At 71.1% G+C, this 19713-nt stretch carries 16 protein-coding genes; 6 read left to right on the forward strand and 10 right to left on the reverse strand.

All coding sequences use genetic code 11. The features are described from left to right. The first annotated feature begins 241 nt into the window (after positions 1 to 241). Both ACLJWH_RS02890 and ACLJWH_RS02895 read left to right on the forward strand, forming a co-directional pair. Positions 242 to 781, forward strand: a complete 540-nt coding sequence (locus ACLJWH_RS02890; protein ID WP_411139941.1) for an adenylate cyclase — start codon at positions 242 to 244, stop codon at positions 779 to 781. Between the two features lie 24 nt (positions 782 to 805). Then, positions 806 to 1918: a radical SAM protein gene (locus ACLJWH_RS02895; protein ID WP_411139942.1), complete on the forward strand. Its 1113-nt coding sequence runs from the start codon at positions 806 to 808 to the stop codon at positions 1916 to 1918. 457 nt (positions 1919 to 2375) lie between these two features. Here the strand turns inward: ACLJWH_RS02895 and ACLJWH_RS02900 are convergent, their stop codons facing one another. Then, complete coding sequence (locus ACLJWH_RS02900) at positions 2376 to 3548, reverse strand: acyl-CoA dehydrogenase family protein (RefSeq protein ID WP_411139943.1); 1173 nt, start codon at positions 3546 to 3548, stop codon at positions 2376 to 2378. Between the two features lie 209 nt (positions 3549 to 3757). Between ACLJWH_RS02900 and ACLJWH_RS02905 the strand changes: the two genes are divergently transcribed. Next, positions 3758 to 5098 (forward strand): UDP-glucose dehydrogenase family protein, encoded by a 1341-nt coding sequence (locus ACLJWH_RS02905; protein ID WP_411139944.1) that lies wholly within the window; start codon positions 3758 to 3760, stop codon positions 5096 to 5098. Between the two features lie 412 nt (positions 5099 to 5510). On the opposite strand, the gene ACLJWH_RS02910 is transcribed toward ACLJWH_RS02905, so the two are convergent. From ACLJWH_RS02910 to ACLJWH_RS02920, 3 genes are read right to left on the reverse strand one after another with little or no spacing between them, the layout of a single operon-like run. Then, positions 5511 to 6704, reverse strand: coding sequence for a dipeptidase (locus tag ACLJWH_RS02910; protein WP_411139945.1), 1194 nt, complete (start codon positions 6702 to 6704; stop codon positions 5511 to 5513). Continuing rightward, positions 6701 to 7255, reverse strand: coding sequence for a 5-(carboxyamino)imidazole ribonucleotide mutase (gene purE / locus ACLJWH_RS02915; protein ID WP_411139946.1), 555 nt, complete (start codon positions 7253 to 7255; stop codon positions 6701 to 6703). Before purE ends, ACLJWH_RS02910 begins: the two co-directional genes overlap by 4 nt. Beyond that, positions 7252 to 8457: a 5-(carboxyamino)imidazole ribonucleotide synthase gene (locus tag ACLJWH_RS02920; protein WP_411139947.1), complete on the reverse strand. Its 1206-nt coding sequence runs from the start codon at positions 8455 to 8457 to the stop codon at positions 7252 to 7254. The genes purE and ACLJWH_RS02920 overlap by 4 nt, the downstream gene beginning before the upstream one ends. A gap of 160 nt (positions 8458 to 8617) precedes the next feature. Here ACLJWH_RS02920 and ACLJWH_RS02925 point away from each other — a divergent pair, with 160 nt between their 5' ends. Further along, a complete protein-coding gene (locus tag ACLJWH_RS02925) occupies positions 8618 to 9046 on the forward strand; it encodes a protease inhibitor I42 family protein (RefSeq protein WP_411139948.1) in 429 nt (142 codons plus the stop codon). Positions 9047 to 9181: 135 nt separating this feature from the next. Then, complete coding sequence (locus ACLJWH_RS02930; protein ID WP_411139949.1) at positions 9182 to 9691, forward strand: GtrA family protein; 510 nt, start codon at positions 9182 to 9184, stop codon at positions 9689 to 9691. 100 nt (positions 9692 to 9791) lie between these two features. Here the strand turns inward: ACLJWH_RS02930 and ACLJWH_RS02935 are convergent, their stop codons facing one another. Then, a complete protein-coding gene (locus ACLJWH_RS02935; RefSeq protein ID WP_411139950.1) occupies positions 9792 to 11039 on the reverse strand; it encodes an ATP-binding protein in 1248 nt (415 codons plus the stop codon). 81 nt (positions 11040 to 11120) lie between these two features. Next, positions 11121 to 11801 carry a response regulator transcription factor gene (locus tag ACLJWH_RS02940; RefSeq protein ID WP_033266590.1) on the reverse strand — a complete coding sequence of 227 codons (681 nt, stop codon included), beginning with the start codon at positions 11799 to 11801 and terminating at the stop codon, positions 11121 to 11123. 480 nt (positions 11802 to 12281) lie between these two features. On the opposite strand from ACLJWH_RS02940, the gene ACLJWH_RS02945 reads away from it, so the two are divergent. Beyond that, entirely contained in the window at positions 12282 to 13811 is a 1530-nt protein-coding gene (locus ACLJWH_RS02945; RefSeq protein WP_411139951.1) for a peptide MFS transporter, read from the forward strand. Between the two features lie 136 nt (positions 13812 to 13947). Here ACLJWH_RS02945 and ACLJWH_RS02950 read toward each other — a convergent pair whose 3' ends face one another. The 4 genes from ACLJWH_RS02950 to ACLJWH_RS02965 form a co-directional block, all read right to left on the reverse strand. Next, a complete protein-coding gene (locus ACLJWH_RS02950) occupies positions 13948 to 15321 on the reverse strand; it encodes a hypothetical protein (RefSeq protein ID WP_411140408.1) in 1374 nt (457 codons plus the stop codon). A 44-nt stretch (positions 15322 to 15365) separates the two neighbouring features. Next, entirely contained in the window at positions 15366 to 16460 is a 1095-nt protein-coding gene (locus ACLJWH_RS02955; protein ID WP_411140409.1) for a hypothetical protein, read from the reverse strand. A 1682-nt stretch (positions 16461 to 18142) separates the two neighbouring features. Further along, on the reverse strand, positions 18143 to 18853 hold the full coding sequence (locus ACLJWH_RS02960) for an LPXTG cell wall anchor domain-containing protein (RefSeq protein ID WP_411139952.1): 711 nt from the start codon (positions 18851 to 18853) through the stop codon (positions 18143 to 18145). 225 nt (positions 18854 to 19078) lie between these two features. Then, positions 19079 to 19579: an ATP-binding protein gene (locus tag ACLJWH_RS02965; RefSeq protein ID WP_411139953.1), complete on the reverse strand. Its 501-nt coding sequence runs from the start codon at positions 19577 to 19579 to the stop codon at positions 19079 to 19081. Positions 19580 to 19713: the final 134 nt, after the last annotated feature.

The raw sequence follows: 19713 nt of genomic DNA on the forward strand, positions 1-19713 counted from the left end.
GGGCGGAATCCTGGCCGTCATGGCGTGGGGCGTTGCATTTCCTTCCTGGTCATCGCAGCTACCGGACGGTTCATCCAGGGGCGCCGGTGGGTTCCCGTTCCTCGGGCGGTGAATCGGACCCGGTGGGGCACGGAAACGGTGCCGCCAGACGACGTGCCATAGGGTCCAATCGTGCAAATTTTCGGGTGTGTTGAAGAACTAGGCTCCTCAGCTACATCCGCCCGACAGAGATGAGCACACCATGGGTATCACCGAGTTCGAGGCCAGGGCGTTGAATATCAACGTTGGAGCCATCGTCGCGACGATCAAGCAGCGTGGCGGCGTACACATCGCGGACCGGTTGATGCGCCGGTACGTGTACGACGTAGTCCCCGGCGAGCAGGGACGCTGGATCAGGCTGCGGGACACCGGCTCGGAGGTCACGCTCTGCGTCAAGCACATCACCTCCGACGCGATCGACGGCACGCACGAGGAGGAAGTGACCGTCTCCAGCTTCGAGGACACAAACACCCTGCTGAACCTCATGGGCTTTACCGCGAAGGCGTACCAGGAGAACCGTCGGACCTCATACGTCCTGGATGGCGTGCGGCTTGAGATCGACTCTTGGCCGCTGATTCCTCCGTACCTGGAGATCGAGGGCGACAGCGTCGAGGACGTCACCACCACGTCCAAGATTCTCGGCCTGGACCCGGACGGGCTCACCGGTGTGAACACCGTCGGCATCTACACCCAGTACGGCATCGATCTTGAGCAGATCAAGGACCTGCGATTCCCGGACTAGACCCACCCCTGTGGGAGGAATGCTGTGTACCAGGAAGACTTAACCGGCCTGCCAGTTTCCGTGGTACCGGACCGCACAGTACGAGTGAAGATCATTGACGCCTGTGGGTTGGCCTGCGGGTTCTGTCACAACGAGGGAACGCCGGTCGCCACCGACAACACCGGGCGCCGGCCGGATGGATTCACCGGGGAACCCGGCAAGACGGGTCGTGTCTCCATCTACCTGCGCACCAACGGGGCGGACTTCCTTCCCGCGCGGATCGAGCCTGACGCCGACTTCGCCCTGGCGCTGGCGGCCATGCGAGGGGCGATAGAGACCGATGAGGTTCACTTCACGGGTGGGGAGCCCACACTGCACCCGAAGCTTCCTGACCTGGTGGCCAGGGCGCGTCAACTGGGGCTGACCGTTGGGCTCACCTCCAATGGCGAGAACGGCGCCGCCGTGTTGGAGGACTGTGCGAAGGCAGGGCTCGACCGCGTCAATCTCTCCGTGTTCGGGACTACCGCGGATGAACTCGCCGCCGTCCAGGCGCCGCGCTTCGGTTCGGTGAAGCTCGCAGAGCGGAAGATCACGGCACTTCACGCCTCCATCGACTCGGCGCTGAAGAGTGGTGTGAAGGTCTCGGCCAACCTGGTTGTTCCGGACAGCAGCCACGCGTCCAGGGTTCTGCGGGTCATCGAGGAGTACGGCCGCAATGTGGTGGTCCGGATGCTGGTCAGCCTCGAAGATGACGGTGCCTCGCTGGCCGCGATGAGGGAGGTTCTGAACACCCTTGGAGCGGTCCCCGTACGTCGCATCTTCACGGCAGGCACCTCTGATCAGCGCACCCGCTACCGTCTGCCCGACGGCCGAACGCTCTACGCCAAGTCGATTCGGCCGGTACGGCTGCCCGAGACCTGCGAGGGATGCCGTTTCAACAACGGCATCGATTGTGACGAGGGGTACTACGGAATCCGCTTGTACCGCGCGCAGCACGGTCCGTTCATGGTCGGGGTGTGCATCCAGCGAATGGACCTGTGCGTCACTCTCGGCGAGTTCGTCATGAGCAAGATGCGCGACGAGGTGCGCTACCTACGCGATCAGGAGTTGCTGCGCTTGCGGATTGAGCACAGATCTCAGATGCAGGAAGCGGCGTAGGTACTGCTCGACCTGTGGAATCAAGCAATGAAAGCCCCGCGAGGCGGGGGCTTTCCGCTGCGGTCGCCCCGACGTAGGGGAGGACCTGAGAAGACGTGGCCGACTGGATGGGCCACAGCAGTACGGACGTGCCGCGCGAGCGCTACCACCACATCTTTATCTTTGAGGGAGCCTGGCAGCGCGGGCGTGCGGCCATCGCAACGATGCTGACGCCCGGCGCGGACGGCCCCACCGAAGGACAGGCGGAAGTCGCCTGGCAGAGACCGTGCGAACGGCCCCCGGCACAGCGCCGGGGGCCGTTGCGTTTGCGCAGGTGGGAGGCGGTTTTCCGTCCAGCGTCAGCCCAGGATTTCCCCAGCATGACGCCCATGATCAGCCCGAAACGGACCCGAACGGACCGGAGGCCGATCACAGCCCGCGAGCCATGAAAAATGACCACTGACCTGCGAAAACTCAACTACGGCAGATTCCGCGCCATCACGATCCGCTGCACCTGGTTCGTACCTTCATAAATCTGCGTGATCTTGGCATCGCGCATCATCCGCTCGACCGGATAGTCACGGGTGTAGCCGTAGCCGCCGAGCAGCTGGACGGCGTCCGTGGTGATTTCCATGGCGGCGTCGGAGGCGTAGCATTTGGCGGCGGCGCCGAAGAAGGTGAGGTCCTCGGGCTTGCCGCCGGCGGAGATCCGCTCGGATTTGGCGGCGGCGGCGTAGGTGAGCTGGCGGGCGGCCTCCACCTTCATGGCCATGTCGGCGAGCATGAACTGGACGCCCTGAAAGTCGCCGATCGGCTTGCCGAACTGCTTGCGCTCCTGGACGTACCCCTTGGCGTAGTCCAGGGCGCCCTGGGCGATGCCGAGCGCCTGGGCCGCGATGGTGATGCGGGTGTGGTCCAGGGTCTTCATCGCGGTGGCGAAGCCGGTGCCCTCGGCGCCGATCAGGCGGTCGGCGGGGATCCGGACGTTGTCGAGGTAGACCTCGCGGGTCGGAGAGCCCTTGATGCCGAGCTTCTTCTCCGGGGCGCCGAAGGAGACACCCTCGTCGCCCTTTTCGACGACGAAGGCCGAGATGCCCTTGGAGCGCTTCTCGGGGTCGGTGACGGCCATCACCGTGTAGTACTCGGAGACGCCCGCGTTGGTGATCCAGCGCTTGACGCCGTTGAGGACGTAGTGGTCGCCGTCGCGGACGGCCCGGGTCTTCATACCGGCCGCGTCGGAGCCGGCGTCCGGCTCGCTCAGGCAGTACGAGAACATCGCGTCGCCCTTGGCGAGCGGGCCGAGGTACGCCTTCTTCAGCTCCTCGGAGCCGGAGAGGATCACCGGCAGCGAGCCGAGCTTGTTGACCGCCGGGATGAGGGAGGAGGAAGCGCAGACCCGGGCGACCTCCTCGATGACGATGACGGTGGCCAGCGCGTCCGCGCCCCCGCCGCCGTACGCCTCCGGTACGTGCACGGCGTGCAGGTCGTTGGCGACCAGCGCGTCGAGTGCCTCCTGCGGGAAGCGCGCCTCCTCGTCCACCGCGGCGGCGAACGGCGCGATCTTCGCTTCGGCGAGCGCACGCACCGATTCGCGGAGCATGTCGTGCTCCTCGGACGGCCGGTACAGATCGAAATCAGCGGTTCCCGCCAAGGTTTCTCACTCCCCTGAGAGCTTCTGCCAGAGCTAACTACCGTTAAGTAACCCGGTATGTATGCGGATTCTAGGCGCCGCTGCCGCATCGGGATACGTGAGGTTGCCGACAGCTCCGGCGAGCGGCCGGTGGCCGGTGGCCGGATCTTCCTCCCCGGGCCCGACTATGCTCGGTCAGCGCCGTTTCCCCGTACGCGTCTGGAGCACCCATGGCCCTCAAGATCACTGTGATCGGCACCGGCTACCTCGGCGCCACCCATGCCGCGGCCATGGCCGAGCTCGGCTTCGAGGTGCTGGGGCTGGACGTGGTCCCGGAGAAGATCGAGATGCTGGGGCGCGGTGAGGTCCCGATGTACGAACCGGGGCTGACGGAGCTGCTGCGCCGTCATGTCGCCGGTATCGAGGGCTCCAGCGGCCGGCTCCGCTTCACCACCTCCTACGAGGAGGCCGGGGCCTTCGGCGATGTGCACTTCGTCTGCGTCAACACCCCGCAGAAGCACGGCGAGTACGCCTGTGACATGTCGCATGTGGACGCCGCGTTCGACGCGCTGGCGCCGCATCTGACCCGGCCCGCCCTCGTCGTCGGCAAGTCGACGGTGCCGGTGGGCAGCGCGGTCCGGCTCGCGGCGCGGCTGGCGGCGCTGGCCCCGGCGGGCGAGGACGCCGAACTCGCCTGGAACCCGGAGTTCCTGCGCGAGGGGTTCGCCGTCCAGGACACCCTGCACCCGGACCGGATCGTCGTCGGCGTCGCCAGTGAGCGGGCCGAGCGCGTGCTGCGCGAGGTGTACGCGAAGCCGGTCGGCGCGGGGTCGCCGTTCATCGTCATGGACTACCCGACGGCCGAGCTGGTGAAGACCGCGGCCAACTCCTTCCTCGCGACGAAGATCTCCTTCATCAACGCGATGGCGGAGGTGTGCGAGGCGGCCGACGGCGATGTGGTGAAGCTGGCCGAGGCCATCGGCCACGACGAGCGGATCGGCAGGAAGTTCCTGCGGGCCGGTGTCGGCTTCGGCGGCGGCTGTCTGCCCAAGGACATCCGGGCGTTCATGGCCCGCGCGGGCGAACTGGGCGCCGACCAGGCGCTGACGTTCCTGCGCGAGGTCGACTCGATCAACATGCGGCGCCGCGGCCACATGGTCGAGCTGACCCGTGACGCGGTGGGCGGCAGCTTCCTCGGCAAGCGGGTCGCCGTCCTCGGCGCGACGTTCAAGCCGGACTCCGACGACGTACGCGACTCCCCCGCGCTCAATGTCGCGGGCCAGATCCACCTCCAGGGCGGGCAGGTCACCGTCTACGACCCCAAGGGCATGGAGAACGCCCGCCGGGTCTTCCCCACCCTCGATTACGCGGACAGCGCGCTGGAGGCGGCGCGCGGCGCGGACGCGGTGCTGCATCTGACGGAGTGGCGCGAGTTCCGCGAGCTGGACCCGGCCGCCCTCGGCGCGGTCGTCTCCGAGCGCCGCATCCTGGACGGCCGCAACGCCCTCGACCCGGAGCTGTGGCGCAAGGCCGGCTGGACCTACCGCGCGCTGGGGCGCCCGCAGGCGTGAACCGTCGTATGGGGCGGGGCACCGGTGAGCGCACCGGTGCCCCGCCCCGCGTACGCGCTGGCGTCCTGGTGCCGTGACCGGCAAGGTTCGCCCCGTGCGGAGCATCGTCCGGTGCGTGCGATCGCAAGGCGGCCGGAAGTCCTCGCAGCGGAGCTACCCAGGACTTTTGGCCAACGCGGCGAGCGTGCGTGCTGCACGGCGCGACGCGGCAATGCTTGCCGGGAGAGGCACCGGCCGGCGTCCTGACCCCGCCGGGGCACTCCGCCGGCGGGGCGGCTGGTCCCGCCGAGGGGCCCGTAGGGCAGCCGGCCGGTGGCGTACCCGCCGCCGGCCGGCGAACCGGCGGTACGACAGACCCGGGCCCGCCGGCCGGGCTGCGGCCCCGCCGGCCGGCCCGGGGGGGGCGCCGGTGTCAGCCGTCCAGTTGCTCGATCGTCGCGTGGGACGGGCCGCGGCGGGTCTGTTCCTCGCGGGCGACGTCCTCGGCGGCGCGCAGGGTGCGGACCGCGTTCTGCCAGGTGAGCTTGGCGAGGTCGGCCGGTGACCAGTTGCGGTCGAGCAGTTCGGCGAGGAGGTTGGGGTAGCCCGCGACATCGGCCAGGTCGGTCGGGGTGAAGGGGGTGCCGTCGTAGTCGCCGCCGAGGCCGAGATGGTCGATGCCGGCGACCTCCCGCATATGGTCCAGGTGGTCGGCGACGTGCGCGGCGGTGGCCTGCGGCATCGGGTGCCCGTCCTGGTAGGCCCGGTGCACCCGCATGGCCTCGGGGGTGGTGTCCAGGTGGTGGAAACCGTGCGCCCGCATGTTCTCGTCCGCGCCGAGGATCCACTCGCCGACCTCGGAGAGCACGAACTTCGGGACGAAGGTGGCCATCGCGATCCCGCCGTTGGCGGGCAGCTGGGCCAGTACGTCGTCGGGGATGTTGCGCGGATGGCCGCAGATCGCGCGGGCGGAGGAGTGCGAGAAGATCACCGGCGCCCGGCTGACGCGCAGGGCGTCGCGCATCGTCTCGGCGGCGACGTGCGAGAGGTCGACGAGCATGCCGACGCGGTTCATCTCCCGGACGACCTCCTCGCCGAACGCGCTCAGGCCGCCCGCCCGCGGTTCGTCGGTCGCCGAGTCCGCCCAGGCCAGCGAGTCGTTGTGGGTGAGCGTCAGATAGCGGACGCCCAGCTGGTGCAGCGTGCGCAGCGTGGCGAGCGAGTTGTTGATGGAGTGGCCGCCCTCGGCGCCCATCAGGGAGGCGATGACACCGGCCGCGCGGGCGGCCTCCATGTCGTCGGCGGTGTACGCCAGGCGCAGCTCGTCCGGGTAGCGGGCGGCCAGCTGGCGCACCACGTCGATCTGTTCGAGGGTGGCGCTGACCGCGTCGTCGCCCGCGTAGTCGGAGCGTACGTAGACCGACCAGAACTGCGCGCCGACGCCGCCGGCCCGCAGCCGCGGCAGGTCGGTGTGCAGATGCGCGGACTGGTCGCCGGCGATATCGCGCTGGTCGAGGTCGTAGCGGACCTGCTCGCGCAGCGCCCAGGGCAGGTCGTTGTGGCCGTCGACGACGGGGAACTCGGCGAGGATCCCGGCGACCCGCGGGTCCGGCGTGGTGGCGGTCATCGCGTGCCCCCGAAGCCGAAGCCGGCCGGGGCGGCGACCTTGTTGCGCAACCGCTTGCCCTTCTCGGTGGCCTGGTCGTTCAGCTCCTGCTGGAACTCCCGCATCCTGCCCAGGAGTTCGGGATCGTGCGCGGCGAGGATGCGGGCGGCGAGCAGACCGGCGTTCCGGGCCCCGCCGACCGAGACGGTGGCGACCGGCACCCCGGCCGGCATCTGCACGATGGACAGCAGCGAGTCCATCCCGTCCAGGTACTTCAGCGGGACCGGGACGCCGATGACCGGCAGCGGGGTCACGGAGGCGAGCATGCCGGGCAGATGGGCGGCTCCGCCGGCGCCCGCGATGATCGTCTTGAGGCCGCGCTCGGCGGCCCGCTCGCCGTACGCGATCATTTCGTGCGGCATGCGGTGGGCGGAGACGACATCGACCTCGTAGTGGATCTCGAACTCGTCGAGGGCCTGGGCGGCGGCCTCCATGACGGGCCAGTCGGAGTCGGAGCCCATGACGATGCCGACGAGCGGGCCACCGAGGGGGGTGCCGGAGCCTGAAGTCATTCGGTGATCGTTCCTCGCAGATAGCCGGCGGCGTGCGCGGCGCGCTCGCGCACGTCGGCCAGGTCGTCGCCGTAGGTGTTGACGTGTCCGACCTTGCGGCCGGGCTTCACGTCCTTTCCGTACATGTGAATTTTCAGCTGCGGATCGCGTGCCATGCAATGGAGGTAAGCCGCATACATGTCCGGGTAGTCACCGCCGAGGACGTTGGCCATCACCGTCCAGGTGGCGCGCGGGCGCGGATCGCCGAGCGGGAGGTCGAGTACGGCGCGGACGTGGTTGGCGAACTGCGAGGTGATCGCGCCGTCCTGGGTCCAGTGGCCGGAATTGTGCGGTCGCATCGCGAGTTCGTTGACGAGGATGGCGGGCTCGCCCTCGGCGTCCCGGATCTCGAACAGCTCGACCGCGAGGTGGCCGACGACGCCCAGCTCGTCCGCGATCCGCAGGGCCAGCTGCTGCGCCCGCGCGGAGAGCTCGGCGGACAGGCCGGGCGCCGGGGCGATCACGGTGTCGCAGACGCCGTTGACCTGAACGGATTCCACGACCGGATACGCGACGGCCTGGCCGTGCGGCGAGCGGACGGCATTGGCGGCCAGTTCGCGGACGAAGGCGACCTTCTCCTCCGCGAGAACCGGCACTCCGGCGCGGAACGGCTCGGCCGCTTCCTTGGAGGATCGTACGATCCAGACGCCCTTGCCGTCGTAGCCGCCGCGGACGGTCTTGAGGACCACCGGGAGGCCGCCGCCCGCGCCGTCGTCCGGCCAGTGCCCCGCGTCGGGGCCCGGCGCGCTTCCGGCGAGCTCGGCCGCGAAGCGCGCGGTGTCGGCGGGGTCGGTGACGATGCGGTGCCGTGGGCAGGGCGCGCCGATCGCGTCCAGCTTCGCCCGCATCACCCCCTTGTCCTGGGCGTGCACCAGCGCCGCGGGGCCGGGCCGGACGGGAATTCCGTCGGCCTCCAGCGCCCGTAGGTGCTCGGTGGGAACGTGCTCGTGATCGAAGGTGATCACATCGCAGCCACGGGCGAAGGCGCGCAGCGTGTCCAGGTCGCGGTAGTCGCCGATGACGACCTCGCTCACCACCTGGGCCGCCGAGTCCTGCGGAGTGTCGCTGAGGAGCTTGAACTTGATGCCGAGGGGGATACCCGCCTCGTGGGTCATACGGGCGAGCTGACCGCCGCCGACCATGCCGACTACCGGGAACGTCACGCCCCCAGGGTATCCGCACGGCTGCGCGGCCCCGACCCCGGCTTGGAGGATCCTCCGAGTCCGCACGTTCGAAGATCGTCGAGGAATGACCATCAGCAGCCGTGAGGCCCGGACCGGGCGGAGGAGCCCGGCCGCCCCGCGCGGCGGAGAGGGAAGCCGGATGGAGAGCAGCGGCATACCGAAGAAATCCAGACTCCTGGCGATCGCCGTCGCGGTCGCCGCACTGCTGATCGCGGTCTACTCGGTGATCAGCCAGCTGTCCGGACCGGAGGTCTTCGCCGAGGGCGACACCGAGATCGCCGTGACCGCCGGCGAGCACTTCTCGGTACGGCTCGCGGACGACCCCGCCGACGGCGGGCACTGGGTGATCGCCGAACCGCGCCCCGATCCGGCCGTTCTGAAGGTCACCGGCGGCCATTTCGACGCGGACGATCCGCCGCCGTCCGGCGCGGGCGGTTCCCGCTATCTGGACTTCACGGCGGTCCACCCGGGCCGTACGGACCTGCGGTTGCTGCGCTGCCGTCGCTGCGGTACCCCCGACGCCGACGAGGGCGCCCGGAGTCTGAACTTCCGCGTCACCGTCGGCTGACCACGGCGCGCGGCCGCTCCGGTGCCGGATTCCCGGGTGGCGGGCGGCGCCCTCCGGCGCTGGTTAGCATGAGGCAGCGGTCCAGGGTTGACGGTCCGCGGACACATACCCACGACGGGGAGCTGGACCATCGCCATGAGTGAACCGAGCGCGCTGCGGTCGAAGCTGGCGGCGCTCACCCGGGAAGTGGTGAAGTTCGGCGCCGTCGGCGGCGCCGGTGTGGTGGTGAACTTCGCGGTCTTCAACCTGGTGCGGCATCTGACCGAGGTGCCCGTGGTGCGGGCCAGCATCGTGGCCACGGTCGTGGCGACCGGCACCAACTACGTCGGCTACCGCTACTTCGCCTACCGCGACCGCGACAAGCAGGGCCGCACCAAGGAGCTCACGCTCTTCCTGCTGTTCAGCGTGGTCGGCCTGGTGATCGAGAACGGTGTGCTCTACGCCGCGACGTACGGCTTCGAGTGGGACAGCCCGCTCCAGAGCAACATCTTCAAGTTCCTGGGCATCGGCATCGCCACGCTCTTCCGCTTCTGGTCCTACCGCACCTGGGTCTTCCGGGCGCTGCCCGCGCGCGAGGCCGTGGAGACCGCCGAGTCCTTCCTGGCCGACGGCGCCGCGCGCCCGCGAAGCACCTCCCGCAAGTAGCCGCCGGGGCGCTCCGGCCGGGCGCAGGCGCCGTGCCCCGCCCACGGACGGATCCCCGAGGCGTACGGCCCCGGCAGCCCCGCGCGGTACGCCGTACGCCTCACACCTCGCTCGGCTCGGCCTCCCGGGCCAGGAAGAGCGCGAAGACCGGCGGATGCTGCTGGAGCAGTTCCAGGCGGCCGCCGTCGGCCTCCGCCAGATCGCGGGCGACGGCCAGGCCCAGACCGGTGGAGTTGCGGCCGGAGACCGTCCGCTCGAAGACCCGTGAGCCGAGGTCCGGCGGCACGCCCGGCCCGGCGTCGGTGACCTCGACCACCGCCTGATTGCCGGTGACGCGGGTGCGCAGCGCGACCGTCCCGTCCCCGTGCATCAGCGAGTTCTCGATGAGGGTGGCGAGCACCTGGGCGACCGCGCCCGGGGTGCCGACGGCCCGCAGCCCCTTCTTTCCGGAGCGCACGATGGCCCGCCCGCCGCTGCGGTAGGCCGGGCGCCACTCCTCGACCTGCTGCTTGACCACCTCGTCCAGGTCGAAGGCGACCGCGGAGCCGCTGCGCGGGTCGCGCGAGTTGGTCAGCAGCCGCTGGACGACGTCGGTCAGCCGCTCCACCTGCCCGAGCGCGATGGTCGCCTCTTCCTTCACGGTGTCCGGATCGTCGGTGAGGGTGATCTCCTCCAGCCGCATGGACAGCGCGGTCAGCGGCGTCCGCAGCTGGTGGGAGGCGTCCGCGGCCAGCCGGCGCTCGGCGGTGAGCATCCGGGCGATCCGTTCGGCGCTGGCGTCCAGGACGTCGGCGACCCGGTCCAGCTCCTGGACGCCGTAGCGGCGGTGGCGCGGGCGCGGGTCACCGGAGCCGAGCCGCTCGGCGGTCTCCGCGAGGTCGGTGAGCGGCGCGGTCAGCCGGCGGGCCTGGCGGATGGCCAGGATGACGGCGGCGATGATCGCCAACAGCGCGACGGCCAGGATGACCAGCAGCGTCCGGCCGATCTCCTCGCTGATCGTGGAGCGGGACTCCTGGACGGTGACGGACTCGCCCCGGTCGCCGTCGACCTTCGACTCGATGACCTCGCCCACCGGACGGTGCCCGATCTCGATCGTCGGCTTGCCGGGCACCTTGATCCGGGCGTACCGCGTGGAGGTGATCTGCTCGGAGAGGATCTCCGGGGTGATCTTCTCCCCGCTGCCCAGCCGGCTCTCCACGATCCCCACCAGCCGGACCGCCTCGGACGCCACGCTCTCCTGGGCGCCCTCCTGGATCGTGCGGGTCTCGACGATCACCAGCGAGACACCGAAGACGGCGATCACCACGAGCACCACGGCGAGCGTGGAGTTGATCAGACGGCGGCGCACGGTGTCCTCCGGGCGGGAATTCGGCGGATCGTTCGGTGCTGCCCGCCCGGTGTCCGGGCCCGGCCCGTCCCGGGGCGGACCTCAGCTCTTCTCGAAGCGGAAGCCGACACCGCGGACGGTGGCGATGTAGCGGGGGTTGGCGGCGTCGTCACCGAGCTTCTTGCGGAGCCAGGAGATGTGCATGTCGAGCGTCTTCGTGGACGACCACCAGGTGGTGTCCCAGACCTCGCGCATCAGCTGGTCGCGGGTGACGACCCGGCCGGCGTCCCGCACCAGGACCCGCAGCAGGTCGAACTCCTTCGCCGTCAGCTGGAGTTCCTCCTCGCCCATCCACGCACGGTGCGACTCGACGTCGATCCGTACGCCGTGGGTGGCGGGCGGCTGCTGCGGCTCGGCGGTGGAGCCACGGCGCAGCAGGGCCCGGACCCGGGCCAGGAGTTCGGCGAGCCGGAAGGGCTTGGTCACGTAGTCGTCGGCGCCGGCGTCCAGGCCGACGACGGTGTCCACCTCGTCGGCGCGGGCGGTCAGCACCAGAATGGGGAAGGAGTGGCCCTCGTTGCGCAGCCGGCGGGCGACCTCCAGGCCGTCCATGCCGGGCAGTCCCAGGTCCAGGACGACCAGGTCGATATTGCCCTGGAGGCCGGCGTCGAGTGCCGTGGGGCCGTCCTCGCGCACCTCGACTTCGTAACCCTCGCGGCGCAGTGCGCGGGCGAGCGGCTCCGAGATGGACGCGTCATCCTCGGCGAGCAGTACACGGGTCATGGCCCGATGGTAGTCCGCCGGGCCGGGGCCAAGTGGCGGACCTGCACAGACAGGCGACAACCGGGCAGGGGCGCGAAGCCGGCGGCCGCCAACCACGGACCCGTGCGGATGGTTGCCCCACATCGGTGTGAGCGTTGTCTCAGGTGGCGCACCGGTGAGCGAACCGCACGTATGGTGGGTAAACGTCCATCGCATAACCTCTGGGACCAATGACCCCACAACTGGCGTCATCGGTCCCTGTTGCGTGCAGGGCTGGGACCGCCAGTCTTGACACACAGTGACCGACCTGTCGACCGGGTCCGCCGCGCGAGAGCACGGGGGAGGGCGTGGATCCCGGTGCGGGACTGTCCAGCCGATTCCTCCTCGTGTGGCGTCGGCCCCCTGGATGTGGGGGCGGGCAGGTCTACGCAGGTCCCGGTCACCCCCGACGCGGGCGCGCAGTGGCTCATCAGCGCGTCCCGAGCAGACCAAGGAACCACCATGGCGTCCAGCCTGACGAAGGACGCGGCCCGGCAGGGAGACCCTGCGAACGGCGGCAAGACCTTCTTCGGCCACCCCCGCGGACTGGCCACTCTCTTCATGACCGAGATGTGGGAGCGCTTCAGCTTCTACGGCATGCGGGCCCTGCTCGTGCTCTACCTGATCTCCGGCGGCGGCGACGCCAAGCCGGGCGCGCAGGGCGGCGGGCTGGCCATGACGATGGCCACCGCGTCGGCGATCTACGCCGTGTACATGGCCATGGTCTACCTGCTCGCCATGCCCGGCGGCTGGTTCGGCGACCGGGTCTGGGGACCGCGCAAGACGGTCGCCATCGCCGCGAGCATCATCATGCTCGGTCATCTGACGCTGGCCGTGCCGGGCCAGGCGATGTTCTTCGTCGGTCTGGTGCTCGTCGCGCTCGGTTCCGGCCTGCTCAAGTCCAACATCTCGACGATGGTCGGCCACCTCTACGACGGTCCCGCCGACCCGCGCCGGGACGGCGGCTTCACGATCTTCTACATGGGCATCAACATCGGTGGCTTCGCCGCACCGCTGGTGATCGGCACCATCGGACAGCAGGTCAACTGGCACCTCGGCTTCGCGGTCGCGGCCGTCGGTATGGGCCTGGGCCTGGTGCAGTTCCTGATCGGCACCCGCCACCTCAGCCCGCGCAGCAGCATGGTCCCCACCCCGCTGGCCGCCGCGGAGCGCGCCTCCTGGCTGCGCAAGGGGCTGATGTGGGCAGCCATCGCCGCGGTCTTCTACGGAGTGGTCGGCGCCACCGGGCACTTCACCCTGAACTGGGCGCTCATCCCGATCACGCTGCTGGGTCTGATCATCCCGATCACCGTGCTGACCCGTATCAAGCGGGACAAGGACCTCAGCGAGCACGAGCAGACCAAGGTCAGTGGCTACATCTGGTTCTTCGTGGCCGCCGCCGCCTTCTGGATGATCTTCGACCAGGCCGGTTCGACGCTGAACGGCTTCGCCGAGAAGAACACCGCGGACACGGTCTTCGGCCTGAGCTTCCCCTCCACCTGGTTCCAGTCCGTGAACCCGCTGTGGGTGATGGCGCTGGCCCCGGTCTTCGCCTGGCTGTGGATGGCGCTGGCCAGGCGCGCCAAGGAGCCCAGCACCACGGTGAAGTTCGCGACGGCGATGCTCCTGATCGGCGCCTCGTACTTCGTCTTCATCGTGCCGATGCAGATGTCGGGTGACGGTACGAAGGTCAGCCCGATGTGGCTGATCAGCGTCTACATGATCCAGACCATGGGCGAGTTGTGCCTCTCCCCCGTCGGCCTCTCGGTGACCACCAAGCTGGCCCCGCAGAAGTACGCCAGCCAGATGCTGGGTGTCTGGTTCCTCGCCGTCACCGCCGGTGACTGCGTCGTCAGCATGCTCTCCATCGCCGGTGCCGATCTCAGCGGGGTGGGAGTCCTGGCGGCGGAGGCCGGCCTGGCCGTACTCGCCGGCCTGGCGATCTGGCTGAACCGCCGGAAGATCGTGGGGCTGATGGGCGACGTGCGCTGACGCCACCCGCGAGCACCGACAGGGCCCGGCACGCTGCTGCGTGCCGGGCCCTGTGCTGTGCTGTGCGGTGCGGTGCCGTGCGGTGCCGTGCGGTGCCGTGCGGTGCCGTGCGGTGCCGTGCGGTGCCGTTTCGGGGTCAGCGCCGCAGCCGCCGCCACGGGGTGAAGGTGAAGACCGCGCCGCCGAGCAGGATGACGGTGCCGGCGACGAGGCCGAGGGCGGTCAGGCCGCCGTGGTCGCTCGCGCCGGTCGCGGCGAGGCTGCCGCCGGTGCCGCCCGTGGCGCCGGACGAGCCCGCCGTGCCGCCGCCGGAGACCGTGGCGCCGCCGGACGTACCGCCCGACGTACCGCCCTGCTGGGCCGTGGTGTCGAGGGTGAGGGAGACGCCCGGGTCCTTCTCCGGGGTGCAGGTCGTGGTCGTACCGAGGGCGTTGACGGTGAGCACGCCGGGGGTCAGCGTGGCCTTGCCGCCGGCGCCCGGCTTATAGGTGCCCTGGAGGTCGGGGATGGTGATCGGCTGGCCGGCCTTGATGGGCTGGGCGTTCGTCGGGCCCGCCACCTTGACCGCCCCCTTGTCGGCGCCGCCCACCGTGACATCCATCGACGGCTTGACCGAGTCCTTGGGGATGTCCGCCGGGCTGTTCATGACGGACTTGCCGAACTTCACGGTCAGGCCGTAACTGCCGCCCTTCTTCACGGCGTTGATCCGCACCGGCGAGGTCGCCTTCTTGTCGCCGATGGGGGTCTTGCAGGCGTACGGGACCGCCACGTCCTTGCCCTGGTAGGCGGTGCCGTCGGGGTCACCGCCGGAGGACCCCCCGGCGGAGCCGGCGCTCGCCCCGCCGTCGGTGGACCCCCCGCTGGTACCGGCCGTCGTACCGCCCGTCGTACCGGCCGTCGTGCCGCCGTCGGTGGACCCGCCGCTGGTACCGGCCGTCGTGCCGCCCGTCGTCCCGGCCGTGGTGCCCGTCGTCGTACCGCCGGTCGTGCCGCCCGTCGTCCCGCCGCCGTCCGTCACCTTGACGGTGACCGCGGGCGGCACCTCCTCCTTGGGCGTGCACTTGGTGTCCGTGGAGATCGGTTTGCTGACGTTGATGTTGTAGAAACCGGGCGCCAGGGTGACCTCACCCGCCTTCGTCAGCTTCAGCTTGCCCTTCATGTCCGACAGCTTCATCGGGCTGTTCTTGGGGATCGGCGGGTTCTGCCGCGGCCCCTGCATCGCCAGTTCGCCGGTCTGCGCCCCCGCCACCTTGAGCGTGCCGGTCGGCTGGACGGTGTCCGCCGCCAGGTCGAGGATGTCGGGATTCTTCGACGCCCCCTCGACCGTCTTCCACACCACCTCGATCTCGTCCCCGACCTTCGCGGTCGCGGGCGCGCTGACCTCGGCCTTCGTGGTGCCCTCGATGGGCGGCAGCCCCGAGATCGGCGGCGGCAGGCACTCCGTCCGGTACGACACTTCCGCGGCCTGGGCGGGCCCGGCCGCGGCCATGATGCCCGCCCCCGCGAGCATCAGCGCGGCCACCGAGGCCACACCCGCTCTGCTCCGTTGCCTCATCACGTAGAACCCTTCGACGTCGGTCGTTCGGTGGATGTGGTGGTGGACGTGGTGGACGGTGCGGTGTCCGGGGTGAACCACGGCAGCGCGGCGGCGTCGTCCGGCGTACCGGAGCCGGCTGCCGGACCACCCCTTCCGCCGCCCTGCCCGGTACCCCTCCGGGCGCCTTTCCCGGTGCGCTTCCCCGCGCCTTTCCCAGCACTTTTCCCGGTACGTTTCCCCGTGGCGGACGCGGCGGTACGCGGTCGGCCGGGTGCCGTACGGCGCGGGCGCAGCCGGTCCACGACCGCCATCCCGGCGCGGAACACCGCCGTCGGAACCACCAGGCACAGCAGCACCCAGAAGAGCGTCACGCCCCACGGCCTGCCGACCCCCCACGGCTGTTCCGCGAGGATCTTGCCGCCGTACTTGAGCGAGACCAGATAGTCCCCGTGCGCGCCCGCCGCCAGCTCCACCGGCAGCTTGATCTCGGCTTTCTTCCCGGCGGGAACGGTCCCCCGCCACTGCTGGTCCTCCCACTTGGGCGCGAAGACACCGTGTGCGGTGCCCACCTGGAAGACCGGGTCCCTGGCCGGCTCCGGACCGAGATTGCCGACCGTGAAGGTCAACTGGCGCTGCGCCGGGGCACCGAACCAGGTCAGCAGGCCGCTGCCGCCCTCCAGCCGCGGCGGCGCGAGCACCGTCAGCCGGCCACCGGTGCTCTCCTCGGGCAGCGGCGCCACCGGGTGACCCGCCACCGTGAACGCGGCGTCCGCGGCGGCCGCTTCACCCGTCACCGTCGCCACATGCACCACGCAGGGGCAGGGCTTGGGCGGCTCGGCCACCGGGATGCCCGTACGGAACGCGCCGTGCGCGTCGGTGGTGACGGCGCGGCCGTCGCCGTTGGCACAGGAGTTGGTGCCGCCGATCATGTTCTGCCCGCAGATCAGCAGCGTGAGCAGCGCCTTGGGCCGCCAGCCGCGCCCGGTCACGGTGAGCGTGCCGCCCTTGCCCGCCTCCTTCTCGGCCAGTTGGACGGACGGCCCGGCGGGGGCGGCAGCGAGCGCGGTGCCGGTTCCGGTGCGGCCGACGCTATCGGCACTACCGACGGACACGGCCGTGCCTGCGGACGCGGGACCGGCGGCGAGCGCGGGGCCGGCGGGCAGGACGGCGAGCACGAGAGCCGCGCACCACCCCGGTACGACCCTGGCCGCCCGCCCGGTACGGGCCGGCACCGCACGCACCGTCGGCCGCCTTGTGGACTCGGGGCCGGAACTCGCCAACTCACGTGCTCGGTCGGCCGCTTCGGCGGTTTCGGTCCTTTCGACGGTGGCGACCGTATCGACGGTATCGCCCGCCTCAACGGCACCGGCCGCTCCGACGGTTCCGGTGATCCTGGCGGTCCCGACAGTCCCGGTGGCCCTGGCCGCCCCAGTAATCCCGGTGGCTCCGGCGATCCCGGCAGCCCTGGCCATCCCGGCAGCCTCAGCACCTCCGGCAGTCCCGGTGGCCCTGGCGGTCCCGACGGCCTGAGCGATCCCGGCGGTCTCAGCCGTCCCGGCGGTCTCAGCGGTCCCGGTGCCGCGTGCTGCTCCGGCGGCGACCTCACCCACACCCCCGTGACCACCGCCACCACCATCACCACCACCGCCGCCAAGCGGCTCCCGCCCCATCTGCTCCCCCCGGCGCCGATGACGCCGCCGCCGTACGATCCGCAGGCCACCCGCGCCCACCGCCAGGACGAGCGCCGCCGCGGCTGCCGACGCCCACCACGGGACCGCGGTGTAGGTAGCCGTCGCCGAGCCGTACGCGCCGCCGTCCGCCGTCGCGGTGAGCCGTACCGCCACCGAGTCCAGGGCGGGCGGATCGGGCCATTCCTCGGTGCGTTCGACGCGCTGGCCGGGCCGCAGTTCGACCGGCAGCGGGCGGGCCGCGCGGCGCAGCGCCGGGCCGAAGAGGCCGTCGGCGCGGACCGCCAGCCGCGGCGTGAGCACCGTATTGCCCCGGTTGACCAGCGCGTACCGGATGACCGCGGGGCCGTGCCGCGGTTCGCTCACCGCGACGCTCTCGACGGTCAGCGCGGCCAGCCTCGGCCCGGTCACCCGCAGCTGGATCCGTATCCGCGCCTCCTTGCCGCCCCCCGCCACGACGACCGCGCCGGGATGGTCGCCCGGGGGCGCGTCGCGCGGCACGGTGACGGTGAACGGGACGCTCGCGCGGGTCCGCGACGGGAGCGCGACCTCGTCGGCGGCGAATGCGACCCAGGCCCCGGAGCCGTGTCCGGAGCCGCGAACCGCCTGGGCATCGCCGTCGGCCCGGTCCGTATCCGCACCGCGCAGCCGGACGGTGACGGGCCGGCCGGAGGGGTTGCTGAGGGACAGCCGGTCCTGCACGACCATGCCGGGCCCGCCCTCCAGATAGAAGTACGGGTACTCCCGTGCACCCGGCCGGCCGCCACCGGACGCGGGGGCGGCGGACCAGCCCGGCCCGGCGGACGCCGAGGACGCCGAGGACACGGAGGAGTCAGCAGAGGCGGCAGAGGCAGCGGAGACGGCAGATATGGACGGTGCGGCCGGTGCGGCCGGTGCGGCCGTCGGCCGGGCCACGGCCGCCGCGGGGCACAGCAGTACGGCGGCGGTCGCGAGGGCCCCGCCCGTGGCCACGGCGCGGGTACGGAACGGCATCGGCGGCTCCTGGCGCGAGGGGGTGCCTCCCCGGCCGTCCGGGCGGGGAGGCGTACGGAGTGCGGAGGGTGCGGTGCGCCGGGGTGCGTTCGGCGCCGGCCCACCGCCCGGTGTCACGCCCGCTGGTGGCGGCGGGTCAGCCAGAGCGCGCCGGCCGCACCGGCCAGCAGTACGGTGCCGCCGAGGGTGCCGAGGGCGATGACGGAGTCCGCCGGTCCGGTCTGCGGCAGCTGTCCGCCGGAGCCGCCGCCCGAACCGCCGCCGCCGCTGCTGCCGCCCGAACCGCCGGCCCCCTTGACGTCCAGGGTGAGCGAGGGTTTGGGGTTGTTGGCGGGGGTGCAGGTCGTGGTGGTGCCCAGGGCCGTGATGGTGAGCGTGGCGGCCGTGAAGGTGACCTTTCCACTGCCCTTGGGGGTGTAGGTACCGCTCAAGTCGCTGATCTTGATGGGGGTGTTGGCGGGTATCGCCTTGTCATTGGCGGGCCCCGCGACCGGCACCGTACCGCTGTCCGCACCGCCCAGCCGGATCAGCGCACTCGGCTTCATCGCGCCCGTGCCCAGTTCGACGGGGCTGGCGGAGACGCCCTTCTGGAAGGACATGACGAGCTTGTACGCTCCCCCGCTGGGGGTGCTCTTGATGTCGATGGGCGAGACCGCGCCCTTGTTGCCGATCGGCGTCTTGCACTGGTAGTTGACGTCGACGACCTCGGCGTGGGCGGCCGGTGCGGTGAGCAGCACCGCGGATCCCGCCGTCAGCGCCACGGCCGCGGCCAGGCCGGCCGCCCGGCGGGGGCGGGTGCCGTGCAGTTCGTGGAATGGGGTCACTCGGGGTTCCCCTCCTCGCGGGTGAGGCGCCGCCGAACGCCGAACGCTGCTGACGCCACATCAGATTTGGCGCTCAAGGTACGCCGGGGGCCTTGCCGAGGGAAGGCACAGTGCGGCCCGGATCGGCGCGGGGCACCGGACGGCCCGCCCCGGGCCGTCACACGACAGAGCGCGGGCCCGTGGACCCGCGCTCATTCCTCCTCCGGCGCCCTGCCGCGCCGCCCCTCAGGACGGTGCGGCCAGCTCCGCCCAGACGGTCTTGCCGGCGCCGTCCGGATTGCGTACGACACCCCAGTCCAGGCAGAGGCGCTGCACGATGAACATGCCGTGGCCACCGGGGCGCCCGGCGCGGTGCGGGGTGCGCGGCGCGGGCGAACCGGCGCCGAGGTCGCTGACCTCCAGCCGCAGCACCTTGGCGGTGCAGCGCAGTCGCAGCTCCTCCGGCCCTTCGGCGTGCAGACAGGCGTTGGTGACCAGTTCGGAGACGACGAGCAGCACGTCCTCGGCCGCCGCCCGCTGGTCGGCGTTGGCGGCGGGCAGCCAGCCCCAGTCGTGCAGGGCCTCCCGGGCGAAGTCGCGGGCGCGCGCCACGGAGCCCCGGGTGCCCGCCAGGCGCAGCCGGCGGACCTGGCCGGCCGGGGCGGCGGGCCGGGGGGCGGCGGAGGCACCGGCGCTACCCGACTCCGGGCCGAGATCGCCCGGTGGGTACGGCCGGGTGGTGCTCATCAGCGCTTCACCTCACCGATTCGCCTTTTCACGGAAAACAGATACCTGACTGATTCGACGGATTCAGATGTCTCCTGCCCGACCGGACCGCGAGAACACCCACTTCTTGGGTACGGAAGTTGTGACGCGGAATA

The sequence above is a fragment of the Streptomyces sp. x-80 genome, from assembly GCF_046549095.1.
In the GTDB taxonomy this organism is placed as follows: Bacteria; Actinomycetota; Actinomycetes; order Streptomycetales; family Streptomycetaceae; genus Streptomyces; species Streptomyces celluloflavus.

What these genes read in the sequence shown, in the direction of transcription:
- ACLJWH_RS02890 (WP_411139941.1), top strand. Translation starts at nt 242, where the DNA reads ATGGGTATCACCGAGTTCGAGGCCAGGGCGTTGAATATCAACGTTGGA.
- ACLJWH_RS02905 (WP_411139944.1), top strand. Translation starts at nt 3,758, where the DNA reads ATGGCCCTCAAGATCACTGTGATCGGCACCGGCTACCTCGGCGCCACC.
- ACLJWH_RS02910 (WP_411139945.1), bottom strand. Translation starts at nt 6,704, where the DNA reads ATGACCGCCACCACGCCGGACCCGCGGGTCGCCGGGATCCTCGCCGAG.
- purE (WP_411139946.1), bottom strand. Translation starts at nt 7,255, where the DNA reads ATGACTTCAGGCTCCGGCACCCCCCTCGGTGGCCCGCTCGTCGGCATC.
- ACLJWH_RS02925 (WP_411139948.1), top strand. Translation starts at nt 8,618, where the DNA reads ATGGAGAGCAGCGGCATACCGAAGAAATCCAGACTCCTGGCGATCGCC.
- ACLJWH_RS02930 (WP_411139949.1), top strand. Translation starts at nt 9,182, where the DNA reads ATGAGTGAACCGAGCGCGCTGCGGTCGAAGCTGGCGGCGCTCACCCGG.
- ACLJWH_RS02940 (WP_033266590.1), bottom strand. Translation starts at nt 11,801, where the DNA reads ATGACCCGTGTACTGCTCGCCGAGGATGACGCGTCCATCTCGGAGCCG.
- ACLJWH_RS02945 (WP_411139951.1), top strand. Translation starts at nt 12,282, where the DNA reads ATGGCGTCCAGCCTGACGAAGGACGCGGCCCGGCAGGGAGACCCTGCG.
- ACLJWH_RS02950 (WP_411140408.1), bottom strand. Translation starts at nt 15,321, where the DNA reads ATGCTCGCGGGGGCGGGCATCATGGCCGCGGCCGGGCCCGCCCAGGCC.
- ACLJWH_RS02965 (WP_411139953.1), bottom strand. Translation starts at nt 19,579, where the DNA reads ATGAGCACCACCCGGCCGTACCCACCGGGCGATCTCGGCCCGGAGTCG.